This is a genomic window from Arthrobacter sp. 05L44 (assembly GCF_056397605.1).
This window is the reverse complement of the sequence record NZ_JBFTNS010000005.1, coordinates 20,314-40,293: the sequence shown is the minus strand read 5'-3', so window position 1 is coordinate 40,293 and position 19,980 is coordinate 20,314. Positions and strand designations below refer to the sequence as shown.

The following is a 19,980-nucleotide window of genomic DNA, read 5'->3' as shown; positions in this document are numbered from 1 at the left end:
AATCACCACTGCTCGTGCTGCGGGTACAGCGGGAAGTCTTCGGCGAGTTTGTCCACGCGGGACTGCAGCGCCTCGACGTCTGCCCCGCTACCGGCCTTCAACGCGGTGGCGATGATCTCGGCGACTTCGGTGAACTCCGTGGCGCCGAAGCCGCGGGTGGCGAGGGCCGGAGTGCCGATCCGCAGGCCGGAGGTGACCATCGGCGGGCGCGGGTCGAAGGGCACGGCGTTGCGGTTGACGGTGATGCCGACTGAGTGCAGGAGGTCCTCCGCCTGCTGCCCGTCCAGCTGGGAGTTCCGCAGGTCCACCAGGACCAGGTGCACGTCGGTGCCGCCGGTCAGGACCGAGACGCCGGCCTCGGCGACGTCGGACTGGTTCAGGCGGTCGGCGATGATCCGGGCACCCTCAAGGACGCGCTCCTGGCGCTCCTTGAACTCCTCCGTGCCGGCGATCTTGAAGGCCACGGCCTTGGCGGCGATGACGTGCATCAGCGGGCCGCCCTGCTGGCCGGGGAAGACGTTGGAGTTGATCTTCTTGGCCCATTCCTGCTTGGCCAGGATGACGCCCGAGCGGGGACCGGCAAGGGTCTTGTGCACGGTGGAGGTGACGACGTCGGAGTGCGGGACCGGGCTCGGGTGCAGTCCGGCGGCCACCAGGCCGGCGAAGTGCGCCATATCGGTCCACAGCAGCGCGCCGACCTCGTCGGCGATGGAGCGGAAGGCCGCGAAGTCCAGGTGCCGCGGGTAGGCGGACCAGCCGGCGATGATGACCTGCGGCTTCTCGGCGAGCGCCTGCTCGCGGAGCTTGTCCATGTCGATCCGGAAGTTGTCCTCCTCGACCTGGTACGCGGCCACCTCGTACAGCTTGCCGGAGAAGTTCAGCTTCATCCCGTGGGTCAGGTGCCCGCCGTGGGCCAGGGACAGTCCCAGGATCTTGTCCCCGGGGGTGATCATGGCGGACAGCGCGGCGGCGTTGGCCTGCGCGCCGGAGTGGGGCTGGACGTTGGCGAACTCGGCACCGAAGAGGTCCTTGACCCGGTCGATGGCCAGCTGCTCGGCGACGTCGACGTACTCGCAGCCGCCGTAGTAGCGGCGGCCCGGGTAGCCCTCGGCGTATTTGTTGGTCAGGACCGAACCCTGGGCCTCCATCACGGCCCGCGGCGCGAAGTTCTCGGAGGCGATCATCTCCAGGGTGCCGCGCTGGCGGCCGAGCTCCTGGGCCAGGACGGCGGCGATTTCGGGGTCAAGGTCAGCGAGCGGCTGGTTGCTCACGGCTGCTGAGGAAAGGCTAGGGGAAGTAGTCACGACGAACTCCTGGCTTGGCAACGGTCACTGCTTTAAGGTCAGGTTACCGGCTGGGCCGCCACGGCGCCGCAAAATTACGGGGCCCGTGAAGGACCCGGAACGCGGCCGGAACACCCATGATCGGGGTACCGGTGGCGGTCCGGCAGCGGGGCTGCCGTCCGGAAAAACATGACCCTCGGCCCAGGCGTACGATCCGTGGTCTGCGTGCGTGCCGCTCCCTGGTGGTTACCCACCCAACGCCAGTTGCGACTCATCCAGCCTATCCCAGCGCGGGTAGGCTTGTCTTTCGTGACTGAAGACCAGCTGACTGCTTCCTACGTTCTGACCCTCTCCTGCCCGGACCGGCCAGGGATTGTGCACGCTGTGGCCGGCGCCCTGCTGGTGGCCGGCTGCAACATTACGGACTCCCAGCAGTACGGCAGCCAGGGCACCGGGACGTTCTTTATGCGGGTGGAAGCCACCACGGCGGCACCGACGGCCGAGTTGCACGCCGCGCTGGAGCCGGTCGCCCACGCGTTCGGTATGCAGTGGAGCCTCAACCCGGCCGGCCGCCGGGTCCGCACCCTGCTGATGGCGAGCACGTCCGCCCACTGCCTCAACGACCTGCTGTTCCTGCAGCGCTCCGGCACCCTGCCCATCGAGATCCCCGCCATCGTCTCCAACCACCGTGACCTGGCTGGCCTGGCCGAGTTCTACGGCATCCCGTTCCACCACATCCCGGTCACCAAGGACACCAAGGCCGACGCCGAGGACGCCCTCCGGAAACTCATGGCCGAACACGACATCGAGCTCACGGTCCTGGCCCGGTACATGCAGATCCTCTCCGACGAGCTCTGCACCGAGCTCACCGGCAAGGCGATCAACATCCACCATTCCTTCCTGCCCTCGTTCAAGGGCGCCAAGCCGTACCACCAGGCGCATGCCCGCGGCGTGAAGCTCATCGGCGCCACGGCCCACTACGTCACCGCCGCGCTGGATGAGGGCCCGATCATCGAGCAGGAAGTCATCCGCGTGGACCACCGCCGCACCGCCGAGCAGTTCGTCCAGATGGGCCGCGACGTCGAGGGCCGCACCCTCGCCCAGGCCGTGCAGTGGCACGCCGAGCACCGGGTGCTACTGGACGGCAACCGGACCGTCGTCTTCAGCTGAGGCCCGCCCGCAGGGAGCGCTTGTTTTCGGGCCCGCGCCGTCCTTAACTGGAGCCATGGAAGCGTCACCGCAGGATGAACTCGAGGCCTTCCTCGAGCTGCTCAAGGCCGAGGGCCGGCGCGGCGTGCTGGGCCTCGATTGCGGAACGGGCGCGGACGGGCTCCGCTTTGTCCGCGCCGGGATCCACTTCACCGGCGTCGATCCCTCGGAGGAGAACATCCATGCGGCCCGCGCCCACGGGCTCTCCGCCTCGGTCGCGGGCGGACAGGTACTGCCCTTCGCCGACGCCGCGTTCCCCGCGGTCTGGGCGGTCGACGCCCTGGCCGAACTGCCCCCGGCGGCATGGGACGGCGTCGTGCGGGAAGTGCGCCGGGTCGCGGAACCGGGTGCGCCGATCGCCGTCGTCGTCCCCGGACTCGGCCGCCCGGACCTCGGCGAGGGTTTCACGGTCCTCCGCTCCCCCGCCTAAGCCCCCATCCCCCGGTTGCGCTATCACTTTTGGTTGCCATCGGGGCCCCAGAACAACCAAAGGTGATAGGGCAACGGGGGAAAGGGCCGGTCAGGGCCTTGGGTTGCTCCGCATGTAGCCGCCCAGGAAGCCGCCGGCCACCAGCAGGACGGCGCCGGCCCGGGCCAGGCCCACCCCCAGCCGGTGCCGGCCCTTGCGGCGGGCACGCCAGGAGGCCAGGAAGATCAGCGTCGCGGTCAGGTTCGCGGCGGCATGGACGACGCCGATCCGCCGCGTCGCGTGATCAGCCCGGGCCCATTCGGCCCAGCCGCTGATCGCCGTCGGCGGGGCGGCAAGGACACCCAAGCCAACCAGCCGCTGCGCCGCCCGCCGGCTCCCCCGGTCCGGAAACAGGTCCAGGAAGACCGCCATGAACCACGCGCCGAAGGGCAGGTCGCTGAGGATCACGTGCGGCGGGATGCCGTTGGCATCGCCGTGGAAGAAGCGCCGGAGTCGGGGGTTGGCGACCAGCCGGGCGGCGATCGGCTCCGCGGTGCGGACGGCGGGGTCGAGCGACTCGGCGTCGGCCAGCTGTTTCATCAGTGTCAGGAACATACCGGCCTCCTGGGGACGCGTCCGGGTGCATGGCGGGATGGCCCCGATCCTACTCAGGGCCGCCGGACCCGCAAGAGGCAGGTGTCCTAGGCTGGTGGCATGAGCCCTGTCTACGCCTTCGCCGGAAACACCCCGGCCGTCCACGCATCCGCCTTCGTCGCCCCCAGCGCTTCGGTGATCGGCAAAGCCACCCTGGCCGAAGACTCCAGCGCCTTCTACGGCGTCTCCGTCCGGGCCGACACGGCCGCGATCACTGTCGGTGCCGGCACCAACTTGCAGGACAACGTGGTGCTGCACGCGGATCCGGGGTTCCCCTGCACCGTCGGAGCCCGGGTCAGCGTCGGCCACAGCGCAGTGGTGCACGGCTGCACGGTCGAGGACGACTGCCTGATCGGCATGAGCGCCACCATCCTCAACGGCGCGGTGATCGGGGCCGGCTCGTTGATCGCCGCCGGCGCCGTGGTCCTGGAAGGCACCGTTATCCCGCCCCGCTCGCTGGTCGCCGGTGTTCCCGCCAAGGTCCGCCGGGAACTGAGCGACGAGGAGTTCGAGGGCGTCAAGCAGAACGCCGCCCATTACCGGGACCTTGCACGGGCCCACCGAGAAATCCACGGCTGAGGTCCGGCTCGGCAACGGGCCGGAGCAAGACACGCCCTCCGACCCTTGCGTTAACTTCTTGACTACAAAGCGTTGATGGGGCACGCTTCATTGCATGCCCTCACCAACGCGCTCAACGAGGAGCCGCACCAAAAACCCCGGGTCGCAATCCGCCCTCCGGCATCTGAACCAGCAACGGATCATCGAATGCCTGCTGGCCGGGCCCTCCACCCAGGCGGAACTGGCCCGCCAGACCGGCCTCTCCACGGCCACGGTCTCCAACATCGTCAAGATCATGCAGGACGCCGGGCTGGCGTCCACCGAACCGATCACCAGCTCCGGCCGCCGCGCTCTGAACGTCCGGCTCAACAGCAACGGCGCTGTGGCCGTCGGCATCGACTTCGGCCGCCGGCACCTGCGGGTGGTCCTGGCCTCCCTGAGCTACCACGTGGTCGCGGAAGAATCGGTCCTGCTGCCGCTGGGCCACCACGCGGAGGAAGGCATCGAGGCCGCCGTCGGGGTGCTGGACCGGCTGCTGGCCGGAAGCGGCGTCGAGCGCAGCGCCCTGGTGGGTGCCGGCGTCGGCATCCCGGGGCCCATCGACCGCCGCACCGGCACCGTCGCGCAGGGCGCAATCCTGCCCGAGTGGGTGGGCATCAACATCCTCAAACGCCTCGAGGAAGCGCTGGATCTCCCCGTTTTCGTCGACAACGACGCCAACCTCGGCGCCCTGTCCGAGGTCACCTGGGGACCGCACACCGGCATCAGCAACCTGCTGTTCCTCAAGATCGGCTCGGGCATCGGCGCCGGCCTGATCCTGAACGGCATGCCGTACTACGGCAACGTCGGCATCACCGGCGAAATCGGCCACGCCACCATCCACGAGCACGGCCTCGTCTGCCGCTGCGGCAACCGCGGCTGCCTGGAAACCATTGCGTCCACCACCACCATGATCGAACTGCTGAGCCGGGGTGAGGACAAGCCGCTGACGTCGGAGGACATCGTCCGCAAGGCCCTCGCCCGGGACTCGGCCACCCTGCGTGTCGTGGACGACGCCGGCCTCGCCGCGGGCCGCGCACTGGGCAACGTCGCGAACCTGATCAACCCGGAGGTGATCGTCGTCGGCGGACCGCTGGCCGGGCTCGGCGAGCTGCTCCTGGACCCGATCCGGCGGGGCCTGGTGCGCCACGCCGTGCCGGTTATCGGGGAGACAACGGTCCTGACCATGTCCTCCCTCGGCGACCGCGCCGAGGCGCTCGGGGCCACAGCTTTGGTGTTCCAACATGCCGGAATCCGGCGAAACTAAAGAAGCTGTTATCGAGCCGTTGCGTTAAAGACTTGACGACAACGGCGTGATCCAGTTTACTTTTGCATCAGACGGCCCTGCGGTTTGCAGGGGCGGACAACGAAGTCATGCATTGGAGGCGTAAGGGCAGATGACGTCCCTCAACACGCACAGCGATCCCGTAATTCTCGAGATGCGCTCCATCACCAAAGAATTCCCCGGCGTTAAAGCATTGGCCGAGGTGACCCTGCGGGTGAAGGCCGGCGAGATCCACGCCATCTGCGGTGAGAACGGCGCAGGAAAATCCACCCTCATGAAGGTGCTCTCGGGCGTTTACCCCTACGGCAGCTACACCGGCGACATCGTCTACCAGAACGAAGTCCAGCAGTTCAAGGACATCCGGGCCAGCGAGCACGCCGGCATCGTGATCATCCACCAAGAACTCGCCCTCATCCCGGAACTCTCCATCACGGAGAACATCTTCCTGGGCAACGAACCCACCAAGCGCGGAGTCATCGACTGGGCCGAGGCCCGGACGCGGTCCACCGAGCTGCTGGCCCGGGTGGGCCTGCGCGAGGACCCGGACACCCCGGTCAAGGAAATCGGCGTCGGCAAGCAGCAGCTGGTGGAGATCGCCAAGGCGCTGAACAAGAAGGTCAAGCTCCTCATCCTGGACGAGCCCACGGCGGCCCTGAACGAATCCGACTCCCAGCACCTGCTGGACCTGATCCTGGGCCTGAAGGGCCGCGGCATCACCTCGATCATCATTTCGCACAAGCTCAACGAGATCGAACAGATCGCCGACTCGATCACGATCATCCGTGACGGCAAGTCCATCGAGACCCTGGACGTGAAGGCCGACGGCGTCGACGAGGACCGCATCATCAAGGGCATGGTGGGCCGGACCCTGGAGTCCCGGTTCCCGGACCACGAGCCGAAAATCGGCGAGACGTTCTTCGAGGTCAAGAACTGGAACGTCGGCCACCCGCAGATCCAGGACCGCTTGGTCTGCAAGAACTCCAACTTCTTCGTCCGCCGCGGCGAGATCGTTGGCTTCGCCGGCCTGATGGGCGCCGGGCGCACCGAACTGGCCCGGTCCATCTTCGGCCGCTCCTACGGCCGCTTCATCTCCGGCCAGGTCTACAAGGACGGCCGGGAACTGCACCTGAAGACCGTGAAGCAGGCCATCGACGCCGGCCTCGGCTACGTCACCGAGGACCGCAAGTCCCTGGGCCTGAACCTGCTCGATGACATCAAGGCCACCACGGTGTCCGCGGCGCTGAAGAAGATCAGCAGCCACAACGTCGTCGACGCCGACAAGGAATTCACGGTCGCCGAGCAGTACCGCAAGTCACTGCGCACCAAAACACCGTCCGTCGAGGAAGGCGTGGCCAAACTCTCCGGCGGCAACCAGCAGAAGGTGGTGCTGGCGAAGTGGATGTTCACCGACCCGGAACTGCTGATCCTGGACGAACCCACCCGCGGGATCGACGTCGGCGCCAAGTACGAGATCTACGGCATCATCCAGCAACTGGCCAACCAGGGGAAAGGCGTCATCGTGATCTCCTCGGAGCTGCCCGAACTCCTCGGCCTCTCCGACCGCATCTACACCATCTTCGAGGGCGCCATCACCGGTGTGCTCGACAAAGACGAAGCCAGCCAGGAAAGCCTCATGAAACTCATGACTTCCGCCCGCAAGACCGCTTGACCCTCTGGACCACCCAGAACATTCCGGACAACAAGGACTGACACAATGAACGCGCTCAAGAAGCTCTTTGGCGGCAACACCCGCCAATTCGGCATGATCTTCGCCCTGGTTGCACTGATCGTCTTCTTCCAGATTTTCACAGAGGGCCGCACGCTCACCCCGGGCAACGTCATCAACCTCTTCAACGGCAACTCCTACATCCTGATCCTCGCGATCGGGATGGTGCTGGTGATCATCGCCGGCCACATCGACCTTTCCGTCGGCTCCGTCGCCGCCTTCGTAGGCGTCAGCGTCGCCCTGATGATCCAGGACTGGGGCATTCCGTGGTACCTCGGAATCCTCTTCGGCCTGATCCTGGGCGCCCTGATCGGCGCCTGGCAGGGCTTCTGGACCGCCTACGTCGGTATTCCGGCCTTTATCGTGACGCTGGCCGGCATGCTGCTCTTCCGCGGCTTCAACCAGTTCGTCGGCAAGTCGAACACCATCCCGGTGCCGAACGACTTCCAGTACATCGGTTCCGGCTACCTGCCCGAGTTCGGCCCCAACACCGGCTATAACAACCTCACCCTGCTGCTGGGCCTGGCGGGCGCCGCGTTCGTCATCTACAGCGAGATCCGCTCCCGCCGCAAGGCCAAGGCCCTCGGCGCCGAGGTCCCCGAGGCCTGGGTCACCATCACCAAACTCGTCCTGATCTGCGGCGCCATCCTCTACGCGACGTACCTCTTCGCGACCGGCCGCCCCGGCACCTCGTTCCCGATTCCGGGCCTGATCCTGGCGATCCTGGTCCTGGTCTACGGCTTCATCTCCTCCAAGACCATCATCGGCCGCCACGTCTACGCCGTCGGCGGCAACCGCCACGCGGCCGAGCTCTCCGGCGTCCAGTCCAAGAAGGTCAACTTCCTGGTCATGATGAACATGTCGGTCCTGGCCGGCCTCGCCGGCATGATCTTCGTCGGCCGTTCCACCGCCTCCGGCCCGTTCGACGGCGTCGGCTGGGAACTTGACGCGATCGCCGCCGTCTTCATTGGCGGCGCCGCGGTCACCGGCGGCGTCGGTACCGTGATCGGCTCGATCGTCGGTGGCCTCGTGATGGCCGTGCTGAACAACGGCCTGCAGCTCCTCGGCGTCGGCGCCGACCTCACCCAGATCATCAAGGGCCTGGTGCTCCTGATCGCGGTCGCCTTCGACGTCTACAACAAGACCCAGGGCAAGAGGTCGATCATCGGCATGATGATGAAGAACTTCAGCCGCGGGAACGAAGCCCGGCCTGACGAGACGACGTCCACCAAGGAAGTCATCGCCAAGGAATCCTGACCGGTTCCCCGGCCCCTCAACCCCGATTCTCCGAACACCATCTAAAAGAAAGTGAACCAAGCAATGCAAATGATTGGTAAAGCAGGAAAGGCAGCAGCGATCGCTGCTATTGCGGCACTGGCGCTGACAGCCTGCGGCCGTTCCGACAGCGGAACTTCCGGCGGCGCAAGCGGCGGCGGCGAGGCGTTCCCCAAGAACTCCCCGATCGGCGTCGCGCTCCCCCAGAAGACCAGTGAGAACTGGGTGCTGGCGGAGAAGTTGTTCAATGACGGCCTCAACGGCGCCGGCTTCAAGGCAGATGTGCAGTTCGCCAACGGCGGCGTTTCGGAGCAGCAGAACCAGATCAGCGCGATGGTCACCAAGGGTGACAAGGTCATCATCGTGGGTGCCATCGACGGCGCCCAGCTCGGTACCCAGCTCAAGCAGGCCAAGGACGCTGGCGCCACCATCATCGCGTATGACCGTCTGCTCCTGAACACCCCGAACGTTGACTACTACGTGGCCTACGACAACTTCAAGGTCGGCGAACTCCAGGGCCAGGCGCTTCTGGACGGACTCAAGGCCAAGAAGCCGTCCGGCCCGTACAACATCGAACTGTTCGCCGGTTCCCCCGATGACGCCAACGCGAAGGTCTTCTTCGACGGCGCAATGAAGGTGCTCCAGCCGAAGATCGACGACGGCACCCTCAAGGTCCTCTCCGGCCAGAAGACCTTCGAACAGGCCGTCACCCAGGGCTGGAAGGCTGAGAACGCCCAGCGTCGCGCCGACACCCTGCTGACCGGCAGCTACGGCAGCGCCTCCCTCGACGGCGTCCTGTCGCCGAACGATACGCTGGCCCGCGCAATCCTGACCTCGGTCAAGGCTGCCGGCAAGCCGCTCCCCGTTGTCACCGGCCAGGACTCCGAAGTTGAGTCCGTCAAGTCGATCATGGCAGGCGAGCAGTACTCCACCATCAACAAGGACACCCGCAAGCTCGTTGAGCACGCGATCACCATGGTCAAGGACATCCAGGCGGGCAAGAAGCCTGAGGTCAATGACGACAAGTCCTACAACAACAAGGTCAAGACGGTGCCGGCGTTCCTGCTGCCGCCGGTCATCGTGACGAAGGAAAACGTTAAGTCCGCTTACGTTGACGATCCGGTACTCGGACCGCTGACCAAGTAGCCTAACGCTCCACACCAGGGCCCCGGCTCCCCCGCAGTGACCAGTTCACGCGGGAGGGCCGGGGCCCTTTTGTGTGCTTCACAGCAGATCCAAAGGAACCCCCCGACCTCCGCACAGCCAGCCGTACCAGTGTGGGAACAGCCGCCGGAGACTCCGGCGCCAGATCCCTAGGAGTACCGTGAGCGTCCTTGCCCGGAGTGTAGGCAACGCCTTTCGAAACAAGGTCAGGACCGCCGCCGTTGTGGCCGTCCTCGCTGTGGCCATCGGCCTCGCACTGTCCATGCTGGTGGCCAACCAGGCCGTCACCGGAAAGGTTGCCGAACTGAACGCCTCGGTGGGCACCGTCCTGACCGTCAACCCGGCCGGCGGGCAGGGCTTCGAGGGCGGCGGGGAGCCGCTCACCGCCGCGGAGGCAGCCACCGCGGCCGCCGTGCCCAACGTCAGCTCGGTGGTCGGCACCAAGGCGCTGCGGCTCCGCAACGCCGCCCAGGTCGCAGCTCAGGCCGCAGCTCAGGCCGCCGCAGCGCAGGCCGGCCATGCACGATCCGGCGGCCAGGCAGGCCAGGGCGGCCCCGGCGGCCAGTCCGCCACGACCGTCACTACGAGCCTGACCGCCGCGGTCGACGCCGGGACGCTCGGCAACCGCAACCAGTCCTCCGGCAGCACCGGCGGCACCGGCCAGGCCGCTCCGTCGTTCTCCCTGCCGGTGACCGCCACCGGCATCGGGGCCGGGGTGGACTCCAGCGGCAAGGCCCTGCAGCTGACGCAGGGCACCGGCCTGGGCAACTACGCCGCAGCCTCAACAGGGGCCCTGCTTGGCACCGCTGCCGACGGCCCAGACCCTCGCCGCCCTGCCGGGCGAACTGTCCACCATAATCGTCACGGTCAACGGCATGGAGAACGTCGACGCCGCCAAGACGGCCCTGCAGTCCGCGCTCGGCACCAGCAAGGCCGACGTCAGCCAGGGCCAGCGTGGCCTGCAGACGGCCGTGAGCTCCCTGGACAGCGTCAAGAACATCTCCTTCATCGCCTTCGCCGCCGCGCTTGCCACGGCAGGGCTCATCATCCTGCTGATCATGGTGATGCTGGTCCGCGAGCGCCGCCGGGAGATCGGTGTGCTGAAGGCCATCGGCGCGCCCAACCGCACCATCGGGCTGCAGTTTGTCCTGGAGGCCCTGGTACTGGTGGCCCTGGGCAGTGCGGTGGGCGCCGCCGTCGCCTCCTTTGCCAGCGGCGGCATCGCCTCGGCCCTGATCAGCTCCAACAGCTCCGCCGCGGCCGCCGGCCGGCGCGGCGGCGGCTTCGCAGGCGGCTTTCCGGGCGGGAACCCCTTCGGCGGAGCGAACCAGCTGTTGAACTCCGTCACCGCGAGCGCCTCGCCGGGCGTCATCGCGGCGGGCATCGCCGCGGTGTTCGGCGTCGCCATCATTGGCGCGCTGGTCCCTGCGCTGCTGACCGCCCGCATCCGTCCCATCGAAGTCCTCCGAGGAGAATAGCCATGATCGAAGTCAAGAACCTGGTCCGCACCTTCAAGTCCGGCGACCGCACCATCAAGCCGGTCAACGATGTGAGCTTTGAACTCGAACAGGGCACCCTCGCCTCGATCGTGGGCAAGAGCGGCAGCGGCAAGAGCACCCTGCTCTCCCTGCTGGGGGCGCTGGACAAGCCCACCAGCGGCGACGTGCTGGTGGACGGCGTGAGCCTGGCCGGGATGCCCGACGGACAGCTGACCCGCTACCGGCGCCGTGACATCGGCTTCGTCTTCCAGCAGTTCAACCTCATCCCGAACCTCTCGGCCGTGGATAACGTGATGCTGCCGATGGAGTTCGCCGGCCTCCGCAAAGCCGCCCGGGCCGAGCGCGCCCGGGAGCTCCTGGAGCAGGTGCAGCTGGACCCGGAAAAGCACACCCGCCGGATCAACCGGCTCTCGGGCGGCGAGCAGCAGCGCGTGGCCATCGCCCGCGCCCTGGCCAACGAACCGAAGCTGATCCTGGCTGACGAGCCCACCGGCAACCTCGACGAGCAGACCGGTGAGCACATCATCGAGCTCCTCAGCGCCCTGAGCCGGGACCACAACACCACCATCCTGGTGGTCACCCACGACCGTGCCCTGGCCAATAAAACGGACCGGCGGTTCCGGCTCCAGCAGGGCCGGCTCACCGAAGAAACTGCCCGGAACCACGCGACGGCGGGCACCCCCGTGTAGCGGCAGGCGGGTGAGAGGATGGCATCATGAGAGCCCCCATCGCCAACCCGTGGCTGTCCAGCCAACCCGACCAGGATCCCCGGACCGCGACGGGCGCGCGGCTGCGGTGGGGCGTGGTGGCCACCGGCGGGATCGCCGCCGCCGTCACCCGGGACCTGGCGCTGCTGGCCGACGCCGAGCTGTACGCCGTCAGCTCACGGAGCCAGGCCGCGGCGGATGCCTTCGCGGCCGACTACGGCTTCGCCCGGGCGTACGGGGACCACGACGGCGCGGCCGGCTACGAGCGGCTCCTGGCGGACGACGCCGTCGACGTCGTCTACGTCGCCACCCCCCACGCCCAGCACCACACCATCGCCCGGGCGGCCCTGCTCGCCGGCAAGCACGTGCTGTGCGAGAAAGCCCTGACCGTCAACGCCCGGGAGGCCGCGGACCTCATCGGCCTGGCCAGGGAGCGGGGACTGTTCCTGATGGAGGCCATGTGGAGCCGGTTCCTGCCCGGCACGCAGCGCGCCTTTGAGATCGCCGCGTCCGGGGAAATCGGCGAGGTCAAATGGGTGGCGGCCGACCTCGGCTTCCCGGCCCCCTACTCCCCGACGTCCCGGCTCTGGGCCCCGGCGGACGGGGGCGGCGCCCTGCTCGATATCACCATCTATCCCCTGCTGTGGGCGCTGGGCACCCTGGGCTTCCCGCAGACCGTGAGCGCCACCGGCTGGATCAACGACGACGGCGTGGACGCCCAGAACGCGTTGACGCTGGGCTACCACCACGGCGCCCAGGCGCAGCTGACCTCCTCGCTGCTGGCCCACGGTCCCCGGACGGCCACCGTGGCCGGCAGCCTGGGGTTCCTGCAGAGCGTCGGCTCCATCAACAACCCCAAGGAACTGGTGGTGCGCGTCGGCTTCGAGGAGCCGCGGACCGAGCTGTTTGATGTGGTGGGCCGCGGTTACACGTACGAACTCCGCGAGGTCACCCGCTGCATCCAGCAGGGTCTAAACGAGAGCCCGGTCATGCCGCTGGAGGACTCCCTGAACACCATGCGGCTGTTCGACGGCGTGCGCGCCCAGCTGGGAATCAGTTACCCGAACGACGCGCGCTGACCCCGGATTTCCGGGCTCTGCGGGGCGGATATTGCCGCGGGCTATGGACTCGCCGCGGCCCCCGGACTTACCCTGTAGTCCAATCGTCGAAGGGTTTCGGGGAGGTGAGTTGCGCATGGAACCTGCAACAAACTGCCCCCGTGCGCGCCGCCTCCTGCAGCGCGGGCTCCTGGGATTAGGCGCAGGGCTGGCGTGGCTGGCGCTCTCCGCGGCCTCGGCCAATGCCGCAGCACCTCCGGCCTACAGTGCGGTCTCTTCTGTTCCGGTCTCGGCCGTCGGCACCATGATCCAACTGCCCAGGGCTGACGACCCGGTAGCACCCGGCACATCTCCGACGCCGGCCGTCACTGCCACGCCGGTTGCCGCCGCACCGGTGGCACGGGTGGCACCGGCTGCCCCGGTGCCGGTACCTGCCGTCACGACGGCGGTGCCCGCCGCACCTGTGGCGCCCGCCCCGCCGGTGGCCGTGGCGCCCGCCCCGCCGGTGGCCGTGGCGGCCCCCGTGGCTGCTGTTCCGCTGCCGGCTCCGGCCGCGCCGCCGCCCACTCCGCTGAACATTGAACCGGTGCTGGCGGCCGCTCCCGTCAGCGCACCGGCCGCCAGCCTCCCTGCGGTCGAGACCGCTCCGGCGCCCGCTCCGGCGCCTGCACCGGCCAGCGACCCCGTCCCCGCGCCCGCGCCCGCCACCACCCAGGCCCCCGACCCCGTCGTGGACCCGGCCCCCGCGCCCGCGCCACCCCCTGCTCCCGGGACCGACCCAGCCCCCACACCCCCGGTCGAACCTGCTCCCGCGCCGGAGCCAGCCGTTCCGCCCACCGATCCCGTTCCGGGGGCCGGTGACGTCCCGGCCGCCCCGCCCGCGTCCGATCCGGTTCCGCCGGCTGTCGGGTCAACTCCCGGCGCCGTGCCCCCTGCCGTTCCGCCGGTCGCGCCCGCAGTGCCGCCGGCCGCACCGGTACCCGTGACCGTTCCGGTAACGATGCCGGGCCAGGCCGGGACCGTCTCCGGGCCCCTGGTGCCGGCCCGGAGGATCGCGGCCGTAACTCCGGCCCGGACGGATCGGGGGGCGGCCCAGCACCTGACGGTGCCGGGTTACCAGCAGGAACCGGCCGAGGACCCGTCGGGCTTCCTCTCGGCGAACCCCGGCTACTACGTTGTCTTCCGGACGCTCCCTGACGTCCAAGGACCCGGCACGGCGGCCGGTGCGCCCGCTGCGGGAATCAGGGCCCCCTCGGGCCAGGGTTCGGGCAGCGGCATCCCTGCCGCGCCCGCCGGCGGCGGTGAGCACCCGCTCCCTAACGGCGGAGGTACCGGGTTGCCGGCACCGAGCGCGCTCCCCCCGGTACCGGGGTCGGGGTCCGGCAACGGTGCCGCCAGCGGCCCGTCCGGGGCTGCGGCGGTGACGCCGAGCGCTTTCTTCTTCATTCCGCCCATGGGCTCAGACCCCATCAGCGGACCGCTGCAGCACGTCCATCCTGCTGTCGCCGCTGATCCCGGCTCCTCTCCTGACTAGTAGGGCCGTCCTCTGCCATTTTCCTGCGCAGAGCACGGTCCTTCGGGTTGCCATGTGCGCCCGCCGTCAGTCATTCAGGAGTTTTCCCCATGGACACCACCGTCCGCGGCCGGACAGCCGGCTTCCGTTTCCCTCTCCCGCCTAGGCGCTCCACGCCTCGCGTCGTGGTTGCCCCGCCCACGGAACGGCCGCCGTAACGCGCGGCCGCTCCGTCCAGGTCCACTGCCGCCGGAGCGAAGTCGTTGGGTCCGCTGGGGGATTCAACGGCCTCGCCGGCTCCGGCGCCGCCCCATCCCTGCGCGCGAAAGGTGGATCCGCCACCACAGACATCACCTGCATCCGGCTGGCGTCCCGCGGCCCGATACGCTGCCCGTAGTATTCATTAGGGGGCGCCGCCGCGGCGCCAGGGACAACAGACGGGAAACACGGTGGAGGCTTCGCCCAGTAAGGTCACGGCCGAGATCCTGGGCGGCCGCTACCGTTTAGGCGAAGTGATCGGCCGGGGCGGCATGGCCTCGGTGTACTCCGCCCGGGACCAGAACCTGGGCCGGGACGTGGCCCTGAAGCTCTTCGCGCCCCAATCCGCGGATGCCGACGAGCTCAAGCGCCAGCAGGCCGAGATTGAACTCCTGGCCACCCTGAACCACCCGAGCCTGGTCACGCTCTACGACGCCGGCACCGACACCCGGGTCCCGGACGAGCCCCGCCCGTTCCTGACGATGGAGCTGGTGGAGGGCCAGGACCTGCGGAGCCGGATCCGGCACAGCGAGGTCCCGTTCGATGAGCTGGCGGTGATCGGGGCCGGACTCGCCGATGCCCTGGCGTACGTCCACTCCCTCGGGATCATCCACCGCGACATCAAGCCCGCCAACGTCCTGCTCGTGCAGGTGCGGCCCGGCGAACCGCTACGCCCCAAGCTGACCGACTTCGGCATTGCCCGGATCGTGGACGGCACCCGGCTCACGGCCACCGGAACCATGGTGGGCACCGCGGCATACCTGAGCCCGGAGCAGGCCCGCGGTGCGGATATGGGCCCCGCCAGCGACATCTACTCGCTCGGCCTGGTGCTGCTCGAATGCATCAAGGGCTCCGTGGAGTACCCGGGAAGCGCCGTCGAATCCGCCGTCGCCCGGCTGCACCGCGCACCCGCCATCCCGGACAGTGTTCCCGTCGAATGGGCGCAGCTGATCAGGGCCATGACCGCCCTGGATCCCCTGGACCGGCCCGCCGCGGCCGACCTTGAAGTAGCACTGCGCCAGGCCCTGGTTTCGCCCGAGTCGCTCCCGGGCCTCCTGGCCGAGGAACGCACCCGTGTCCTTCCCGCCCCGCCGGCCCGCCCGCCCCGCTCTGCGCAGGACACTCCGGCCGACGGCAGAGGTGCCGGCGACAGCAGCACCGGCAAGAAACCGGGAACCCGCCGCCTGCCCGTACTGGACCCGGACGCGGCCCGCGCGACCCCCTCGAACGCCGCCGCCCCCTCGAACTTGGCGGGCGCCGGCGCTCCCCGGCGGACGGCACGGCCGCTGGCCCGCTTCCGGCACGCCAGGCGCCGCACCAAAGCCGCCGTCGTCGTCGCCGTTGTGGCGCTGCTCGCCGTCATCGCTGCCGCCGTCGTCCTCTCCCTCCCCCAGCCGCCCGCCGTCGTGCCCTATCCCGCCGTCACCGGCGACCTCGGCGAGCACCTGAAACAACTGCAGAAGAGTGTGGAACCATGAGCGTCGCCAGCCACCGGCCCTGGTCTGGTGTGGTCGCCGGCCCGTTGGTCGCGGTTGCCCTGATCGCGGGCTCGCTGACCGGATGTTCCGGCCCGGCCGCCGACCTCGACAGGACCGCCGCCGACCAGCTCCAGGCCCAGGTCCTGACCGTGACGAAGGACGTGGCCGCCAACAACCCGGCCGGCGCGTTGAAAGCGCTCGACGAGCTGGCGGCCAAGCTGGACGCCGCGGCTGCCGACGGGAAGGTGTCCTTCAAGCGCCACCAGAGCATCAGAACGGCCCTCGACGCCGTCCGTGCCGACCTCACGGCGAAACAGGCGGCCGCGGCGAAAGCCATCCGGGACGCCGCCGCCAAAAAAGCCGCGGCTGAGAAAGCCGCAGCCGACAAGGCCGCCGCCGACCAGGCTGCAGCGGACGCAGCGGCTGCCGCAGCAGCCGCTGCCGCAGCCCAGAACGCTCCCGTCGGCAAAGCCAAGGGAAAAAACAAGGGCAAAGGCGACCACTGACGCGCCCCGGGCTTTCGCTATCGCCCGGATCCGGCTAGCTTGGTCAGTCAGGCCGGAAACGGCCGCCCGATTTCCCGACCCGCATCCGGGCACTCGCACCACCCTTGTATCCGTCCCTTTCCACAACGGGCGGGCCGCACGCCCGCCATCGAAGGAGTGAAAGCAAGCATGGCAACAGTCCAGGAATCCATCGCCGTCAACGTCCCCCTCAGCCGGGCCTACAACCAGTGGACCCAGTTCGAGGACTTCCCGCAGTTTATGAGCGGCGTCGACGCCGTCCGCCAACTCGACGACACCACCGTCCACTTCCAGACCAGCATCGGCGGGGTCAAGCGCGACTACGATGCCCGGATCACCAGCCAGGAGCCGGACCGGCAGGTTTCCTGGGAGAGCCTTGACGCGCCGCGCAACGCGGGCACCGTGCGTTTCGAAGAACTCGGGCCGGCGGAGACCCGGGTGGACGTCGAGCTCAGCTGGGAGCCCGGCTCCGCCACCGAGAAGATCGGCGCGGCCGTCGGGCTCGACGCCCGCCAGGTCGGGGCGGACCTGGAACGGTTCAAGAAATTCATCGAGGGCCGCGACTTCGAGACCGGTGCCTGGCGGGAACGCGTCAACAACGGCGGGCTGGACGGCCAGCCGCAGGGCGCTCCCCTGCTGACCGACACCGGCTACGACGTCGTAGGCAGCGACGCCTCAATGGACACGGATCCGGACATGGCCACCGAGCCGGCCTTCGACGCGACAGCGGACCGCCGGGACTCCGAGCGCTAGGCGTCCCGCCGCGGAGCCAGGCACTCGGCCGGCGACGACGACGGCGGGTTGGGCCGCCGTCGCCGTCCGGCACTGGAAACGCCAAAGGGCGCACCGGGATCTCCCGGTGCGCCCTTTGCGTGTGGCGAACTAGCCCAGCAGCGCGAGCACTTCGCCGAACTTGGCCGAGGGGCGCATGATCGCGGAAGCCTTGGCTTCGTCCGGGCGGTAGTAGCCGCCGATGTCCGCCGGGGAACCCTGGACAGCGAGCAGCTCGCCGACGATGGTTTCCTCGTTGGAGCTCAGGGCGTCCGAGACGGCAGTGAAGGCAGCGGCCAGCTCGGCGTCGTCGGTCTGGCGCGCCAGTTCATCGGCCCAGAACTTGGCCAGGTAGAAGTGGCTGCCGCGGTTGTCCAGCTCGCCGGCCTTGCGCTTCGGGGACTTGTCCTCGAGCAGGAAGGTGCCGGTGGCGCGGTCCAGGGTGTTGGCCAGGACCTGGGCGCGGGCGTTGCCCGTGGTGGTGGCCAGGTGTTCGAAGCTGACGGCCAGGGCCAGGAATTCACCCAGGCTGTCCCACCGCAGGTGGTTTTCCTTGAGCAGCTGCTGGACGTGCTTCGGGGCCGAGCCGCCGGCGCCAGTCTCGAACAGGCCGCCGCCGTTGATCAGCGGAACGATCGAGAGCATCTTGGCGCTGGTGCCGAGTTCGAGGATCGGGAACAGGTCAGTGAGGTAGTCGCGGAGGACGTTGCCGGTCACCGAGATGGTGTCCTCGCCCTTGCGCAGGCGGTCCAGGGTGAAAGCCGTGGCCTCGTCCGGGGCCATGATCTCCAGCTGCAGGCCCTCGGTGTCGTGGTCCTTGAGGTATTCCTCCACCTTGGCGATCATCCGGGCGTCGTGCGCGCGGGCCTTGTCCAGCCAGAACACGGCCGGGGTGGCGGAGGCGCGGGCACGGGTGACGGCCAGCTTGACCCAGTCGCGGATCGGCACGTCCTTAGTCTGGCAGGCGCGCCAGATGTCACCCGGGGCGACCTGGTGCTCGATCAGCACGGTGCCGGCGTCGTCGATGACCTGGACGGTTCCGGCGGACTGGATCTCGAAGGTCTTGTCGTGGCTGCCGTATTCCTCGGCGGCCTGGGCCATAAGGCCGACGTTCGGGACGGTGCCCATGGTGGTCGGGTCGAAGGCGCCGTTGGCGCGGCAGTCGTCGATGACAACCTGGTAGATTCCGGCGTAGCTGCTGTCCGGCAGGACGGCGAGGGTATCGGCTTCCTGCCCGTCGCGGCCCCACATGTGGCCGGAGCTGCGGATCATGGCCGGCATGGAGGCGTCGACGATCACGTCGGAGGGCACGTGCAGGTTGGTGATGCCCTTGTCGGAGTCCACCATGGCCAGCTCGGGGCCGTCGTTGAGGCCCTTCTGGATGGCGGCTTCGACGTCGGAGCGGATCTCTTCGGGGAGGTCCTCGAGGCCGTTGAGGATGGAGGCGAGGCCGTTGTTGGGGCTCAGTCCGGCCGCGGCGATCTGCTCGCCGTAAGTGGCGAAGAGGTCCGAGAAGTAGGCCTTGACGACGTGGCCGAAGATGATGGGGTCGGAGACCTTCATCATGGTCGCCTTCAGGTGCGCGGAGAACAGCACACCTTCCTCCTTGGCCCGGGCCACCTGGGCCTTGAGGAATTCATCCAGGGCGGCTGCACGCATGACGGTGCCGTCGATGACCTCGCCGGCGAGCACCGGGAAGGCCCGCTTGAGGACCTTGACCGTGCCGTCTTCCTTGACCAGCTGGATCTTGAGGTTCGTGTCGGCCCCGATCACCACGGACTTCTCGTTCGAGCGGAAGTCATCGGCGACCATGTGCGCGACGTTGGTCTTGGATTCCGGGGTCCAGGCGCCCATGCTGTGCGGGTTCTTGCGGGCGTAGTTCTTGACCGAGAGGGGTGCGCGGCGGTCGGAGTTGCCCTCGCGGAGCACCGGGTTCACGGCGGAGCCCTTGATCTTGTCGTAGCGGGAGCGGATGTCCGTCTCTTCGTCCGACGCGGGGTTGTCCGGGTAGTCCGGGAGCGCGTAGCCCTGGCCCTGGAGTTCGGCGATGGCGGCCTTCAGCTGCGGCACCGAGGCGCTGATGTTGGGCAGCTTGATGATGTTCGCTTCGGGCTTCTTGGCGAGCTCGCCGAGTTCGGCCAGGGCGTCGCTGACACGCTGCTCTTCGGTGAGGTAGTCGCCGAATACGGCGATGATGCGGCCGGCTAGCGAAATGTCGCGGGTCTCCACTTCCACACCGGCCGTCGACGCGAACGCCTCGACAATCGGCAAGAACGAATAGGTGGCCAGCATCGGCGCTTCGTCGGTGTGGGTATAGATAATCTTGGCCATTGCTCGGGCGTCTCCCTGAAAGTCTGCGGATATCCGGAAATCTTGTGTTATCTCAACGGCTCTAACTTACCCGAGGTGGCCGCCTCGGCGCCTATCGGGGACGGACCGCCCCGGACCTGTGACTCGGGGGCCCGTCATGACTCCCCGCAATGCCGGTGTGACAGAATTTGACAAACTGCTTTACATGTTCGTCAAGTTGACGTAGTTTCATACCCATCACAGCGGCCCGCCTCCCGGCA

Annotated in this window: 16 protein-coding genes, 1 pseudogene and 1 riboswitch; of the genes and pseudogenes, 14 read left to right on the top strand and 3 right to left on the bottom strand. The window is 68.4% G+C overall.

Features of this window, described 5'->3' with window-relative positions:
- Positions 1-2: 2 nt before the first annotated feature.
- Complete coding sequence (gene glyA / locus AC1DHY_RS11615) at positions 3-1,304, bottom strand: serine hydroxymethyltransferase (RefSeq protein ID WP_476879190.1); 1,302 nt, start codon at positions 1,302-1,304, stop codon at positions 3-5.
- Positions 1,305-1,475: 171 nt separating this feature from the next.
- A riboswitch (ZMP/ZTP riboswitch) is annotated at positions 1,476-1,561 on the bottom strand.
- Positions 1,562-1,592: 31 nt separating this feature from the next.
- Here glyA and purU point away from each other — a divergent pair.
- Complete coding sequence (purU, locus tag AC1DHY_RS11610; protein ID WP_476879191.1) at positions 1,593-2,453, top strand: formyltetrahydrofolate deformylase; 861 nt, start codon at positions 1,593-1,595, stop codon at positions 2,451-2,453.
- A gap of 55 nt (positions 2,454-2,508) precedes the next feature.
- Entirely contained in the window at positions 2,509-2,922 is a 414-nt protein-coding gene (locus AC1DHY_RS11605; protein ID WP_476879192.1) for a class I SAM-dependent methyltransferase, read from the top strand.
- A 90-nt stretch (positions 2,923-3,012) separates the two neighbouring features.
- On the opposite strand, the gene AC1DHY_RS11600 is transcribed toward AC1DHY_RS11605, so the two are convergent.
- Positions 3,013-3,516: a DUF2231 domain-containing protein gene (locus tag AC1DHY_RS11600; RefSeq protein WP_476879193.1), complete on the bottom strand. Its 504-nt coding sequence runs from the start codon at positions 3,514-3,516 to the stop codon at positions 3,013-3,015.
- 99 nt (positions 3,517-3,615) lie between these two features.
- On the opposite strand from AC1DHY_RS11600, the gene AC1DHY_RS11595 reads away from it, so the two are divergent.
- The 12 genes and pseudogenes from AC1DHY_RS11595 (at position 3,616) to AC1DHY_RS11540 (ending at position 17,392) form a co-directional block, all read left to right on the top strand.
- Positions 3,616-4,134 carry a gamma carbonic anhydrase family protein gene (locus AC1DHY_RS11595; RefSeq protein WP_476879194.1) on the top strand — a complete coding sequence of 173 codons (519 nt, stop codon included), beginning with the start codon at positions 3,616-3,618 and terminating at the stop codon, positions 4,132-4,134.
- 94 nt (positions 4,135-4,228) lie between these two features.
- Complete coding sequence (locus AC1DHY_RS11590; RefSeq protein WP_476879195.1) at positions 4,229-5,419, top strand: ROK family transcriptional regulator; 1,191 nt, start codon at positions 4,229-4,231, stop codon at positions 5,417-5,419.
- Between the two features lie 130 nt (positions 5,420-5,549).
- Positions 5,550-7,106 carry a multiple monosaccharide ABC transporter ATP-binding protein gene (gene mmsA / locus AC1DHY_RS11585; RefSeq protein ID WP_476903648.1) on the top strand — a complete coding sequence of 519 codons (1,557 nt, stop codon included), beginning with the start codon at positions 5,550-5,552 and terminating at the stop codon, positions 7,104-7,106.
- 45 nt (positions 7,107-7,151) lie between these two features.
- Positions 7,152-8,420: a multiple monosaccharide ABC transporter permease gene (mmsB, locus tag AC1DHY_RS11580; RefSeq protein WP_476879197.1), complete on the top strand. Its 1,269-nt coding sequence runs from the start codon at positions 7,152-7,154 to the stop codon at positions 8,418-8,420.
- A 63-nt stretch (positions 8,421-8,483) separates the two neighbouring features.
- A complete protein-coding gene (locus AC1DHY_RS11575; protein WP_476879198.1) occupies positions 8,484-9,584 on the top strand; it encodes a substrate-binding domain-containing protein in 1,101 nt (366 codons plus the stop codon).
- Between the two features lie 178 nt (positions 9,585-9,762).
- A pseudogene (locus tag AC1DHY_RS11570) lies at positions 9,763-11,080 on the top strand (ABC transporter permease).
- Between the two features lie 2 nt (positions 11,081-11,082).
- Positions 11,083-11,790: an ABC transporter ATP-binding protein gene (locus AC1DHY_RS11565; RefSeq protein WP_476879546.1), complete on the top strand. Its 708-nt coding sequence runs from the start codon at positions 11,083-11,085 to the stop codon at positions 11,788-11,790.
- A 26-nt stretch (positions 11,791-11,816) separates the two neighbouring features.
- Positions 11,817-12,887 (top strand): Gfo/Idh/MocA family protein, encoded by a 1,071-nt coding sequence (locus AC1DHY_RS11560; protein ID WP_476879547.1) that lies wholly within the window; start codon positions 11,817-11,819, stop codon positions 12,885-12,887.
- Between the two features lie 115 nt (positions 12,888-13,002).
- Positions 13,003-14,400, top strand: a complete 1,398-nt coding sequence (locus AC1DHY_RS11555; protein WP_476903647.1) for a hypothetical protein — start codon at positions 13,003-13,005, stop codon at positions 14,398-14,400.
- Between the two features lie 428 nt (positions 14,401-14,828).
- Positions 14,829-16,115, top strand: coding sequence for a serine/threonine-protein kinase (locus AC1DHY_RS11550; protein ID WP_476903646.1), 1,287 nt, complete (start codon positions 14,829-14,831; stop codon positions 16,113-16,115).
- On the top strand, positions 16,112-16,621 hold the full coding sequence (locus AC1DHY_RS11545) for a mucin-associated surface protein (protein ID WP_476879550.1): 510 nt from the start codon (positions 16,112-16,114) through the stop codon (positions 16,619-16,621). Before AC1DHY_RS11550 ends, AC1DHY_RS11545 begins: the two co-directional genes overlap by 4 nt.
- A 168-nt stretch (positions 16,622-16,789) precedes the next feature.
- Positions 16,790-17,392, top strand: a complete 603-nt coding sequence (locus AC1DHY_RS11540) for an SRPBCC family protein (protein WP_476879551.1) — start codon at positions 16,790-16,792, stop codon at positions 17,390-17,392.
- 129 nt (positions 17,393-17,521) lie between these two features.
- Here AC1DHY_RS11540 and AC1DHY_RS11535 read toward each other — a convergent pair whose 3' ends face one another.
- Positions 17,522-19,741 carry an NADP-dependent isocitrate dehydrogenase gene (locus AC1DHY_RS11535; protein WP_476903645.1) on the bottom strand — a complete coding sequence of 740 codons (2,220 nt, stop codon included), beginning with the start codon at positions 19,739-19,741 and terminating at the stop codon, positions 17,522-17,524.
- Positions 19,742-19,980: the final 239 nt, after the last annotated feature.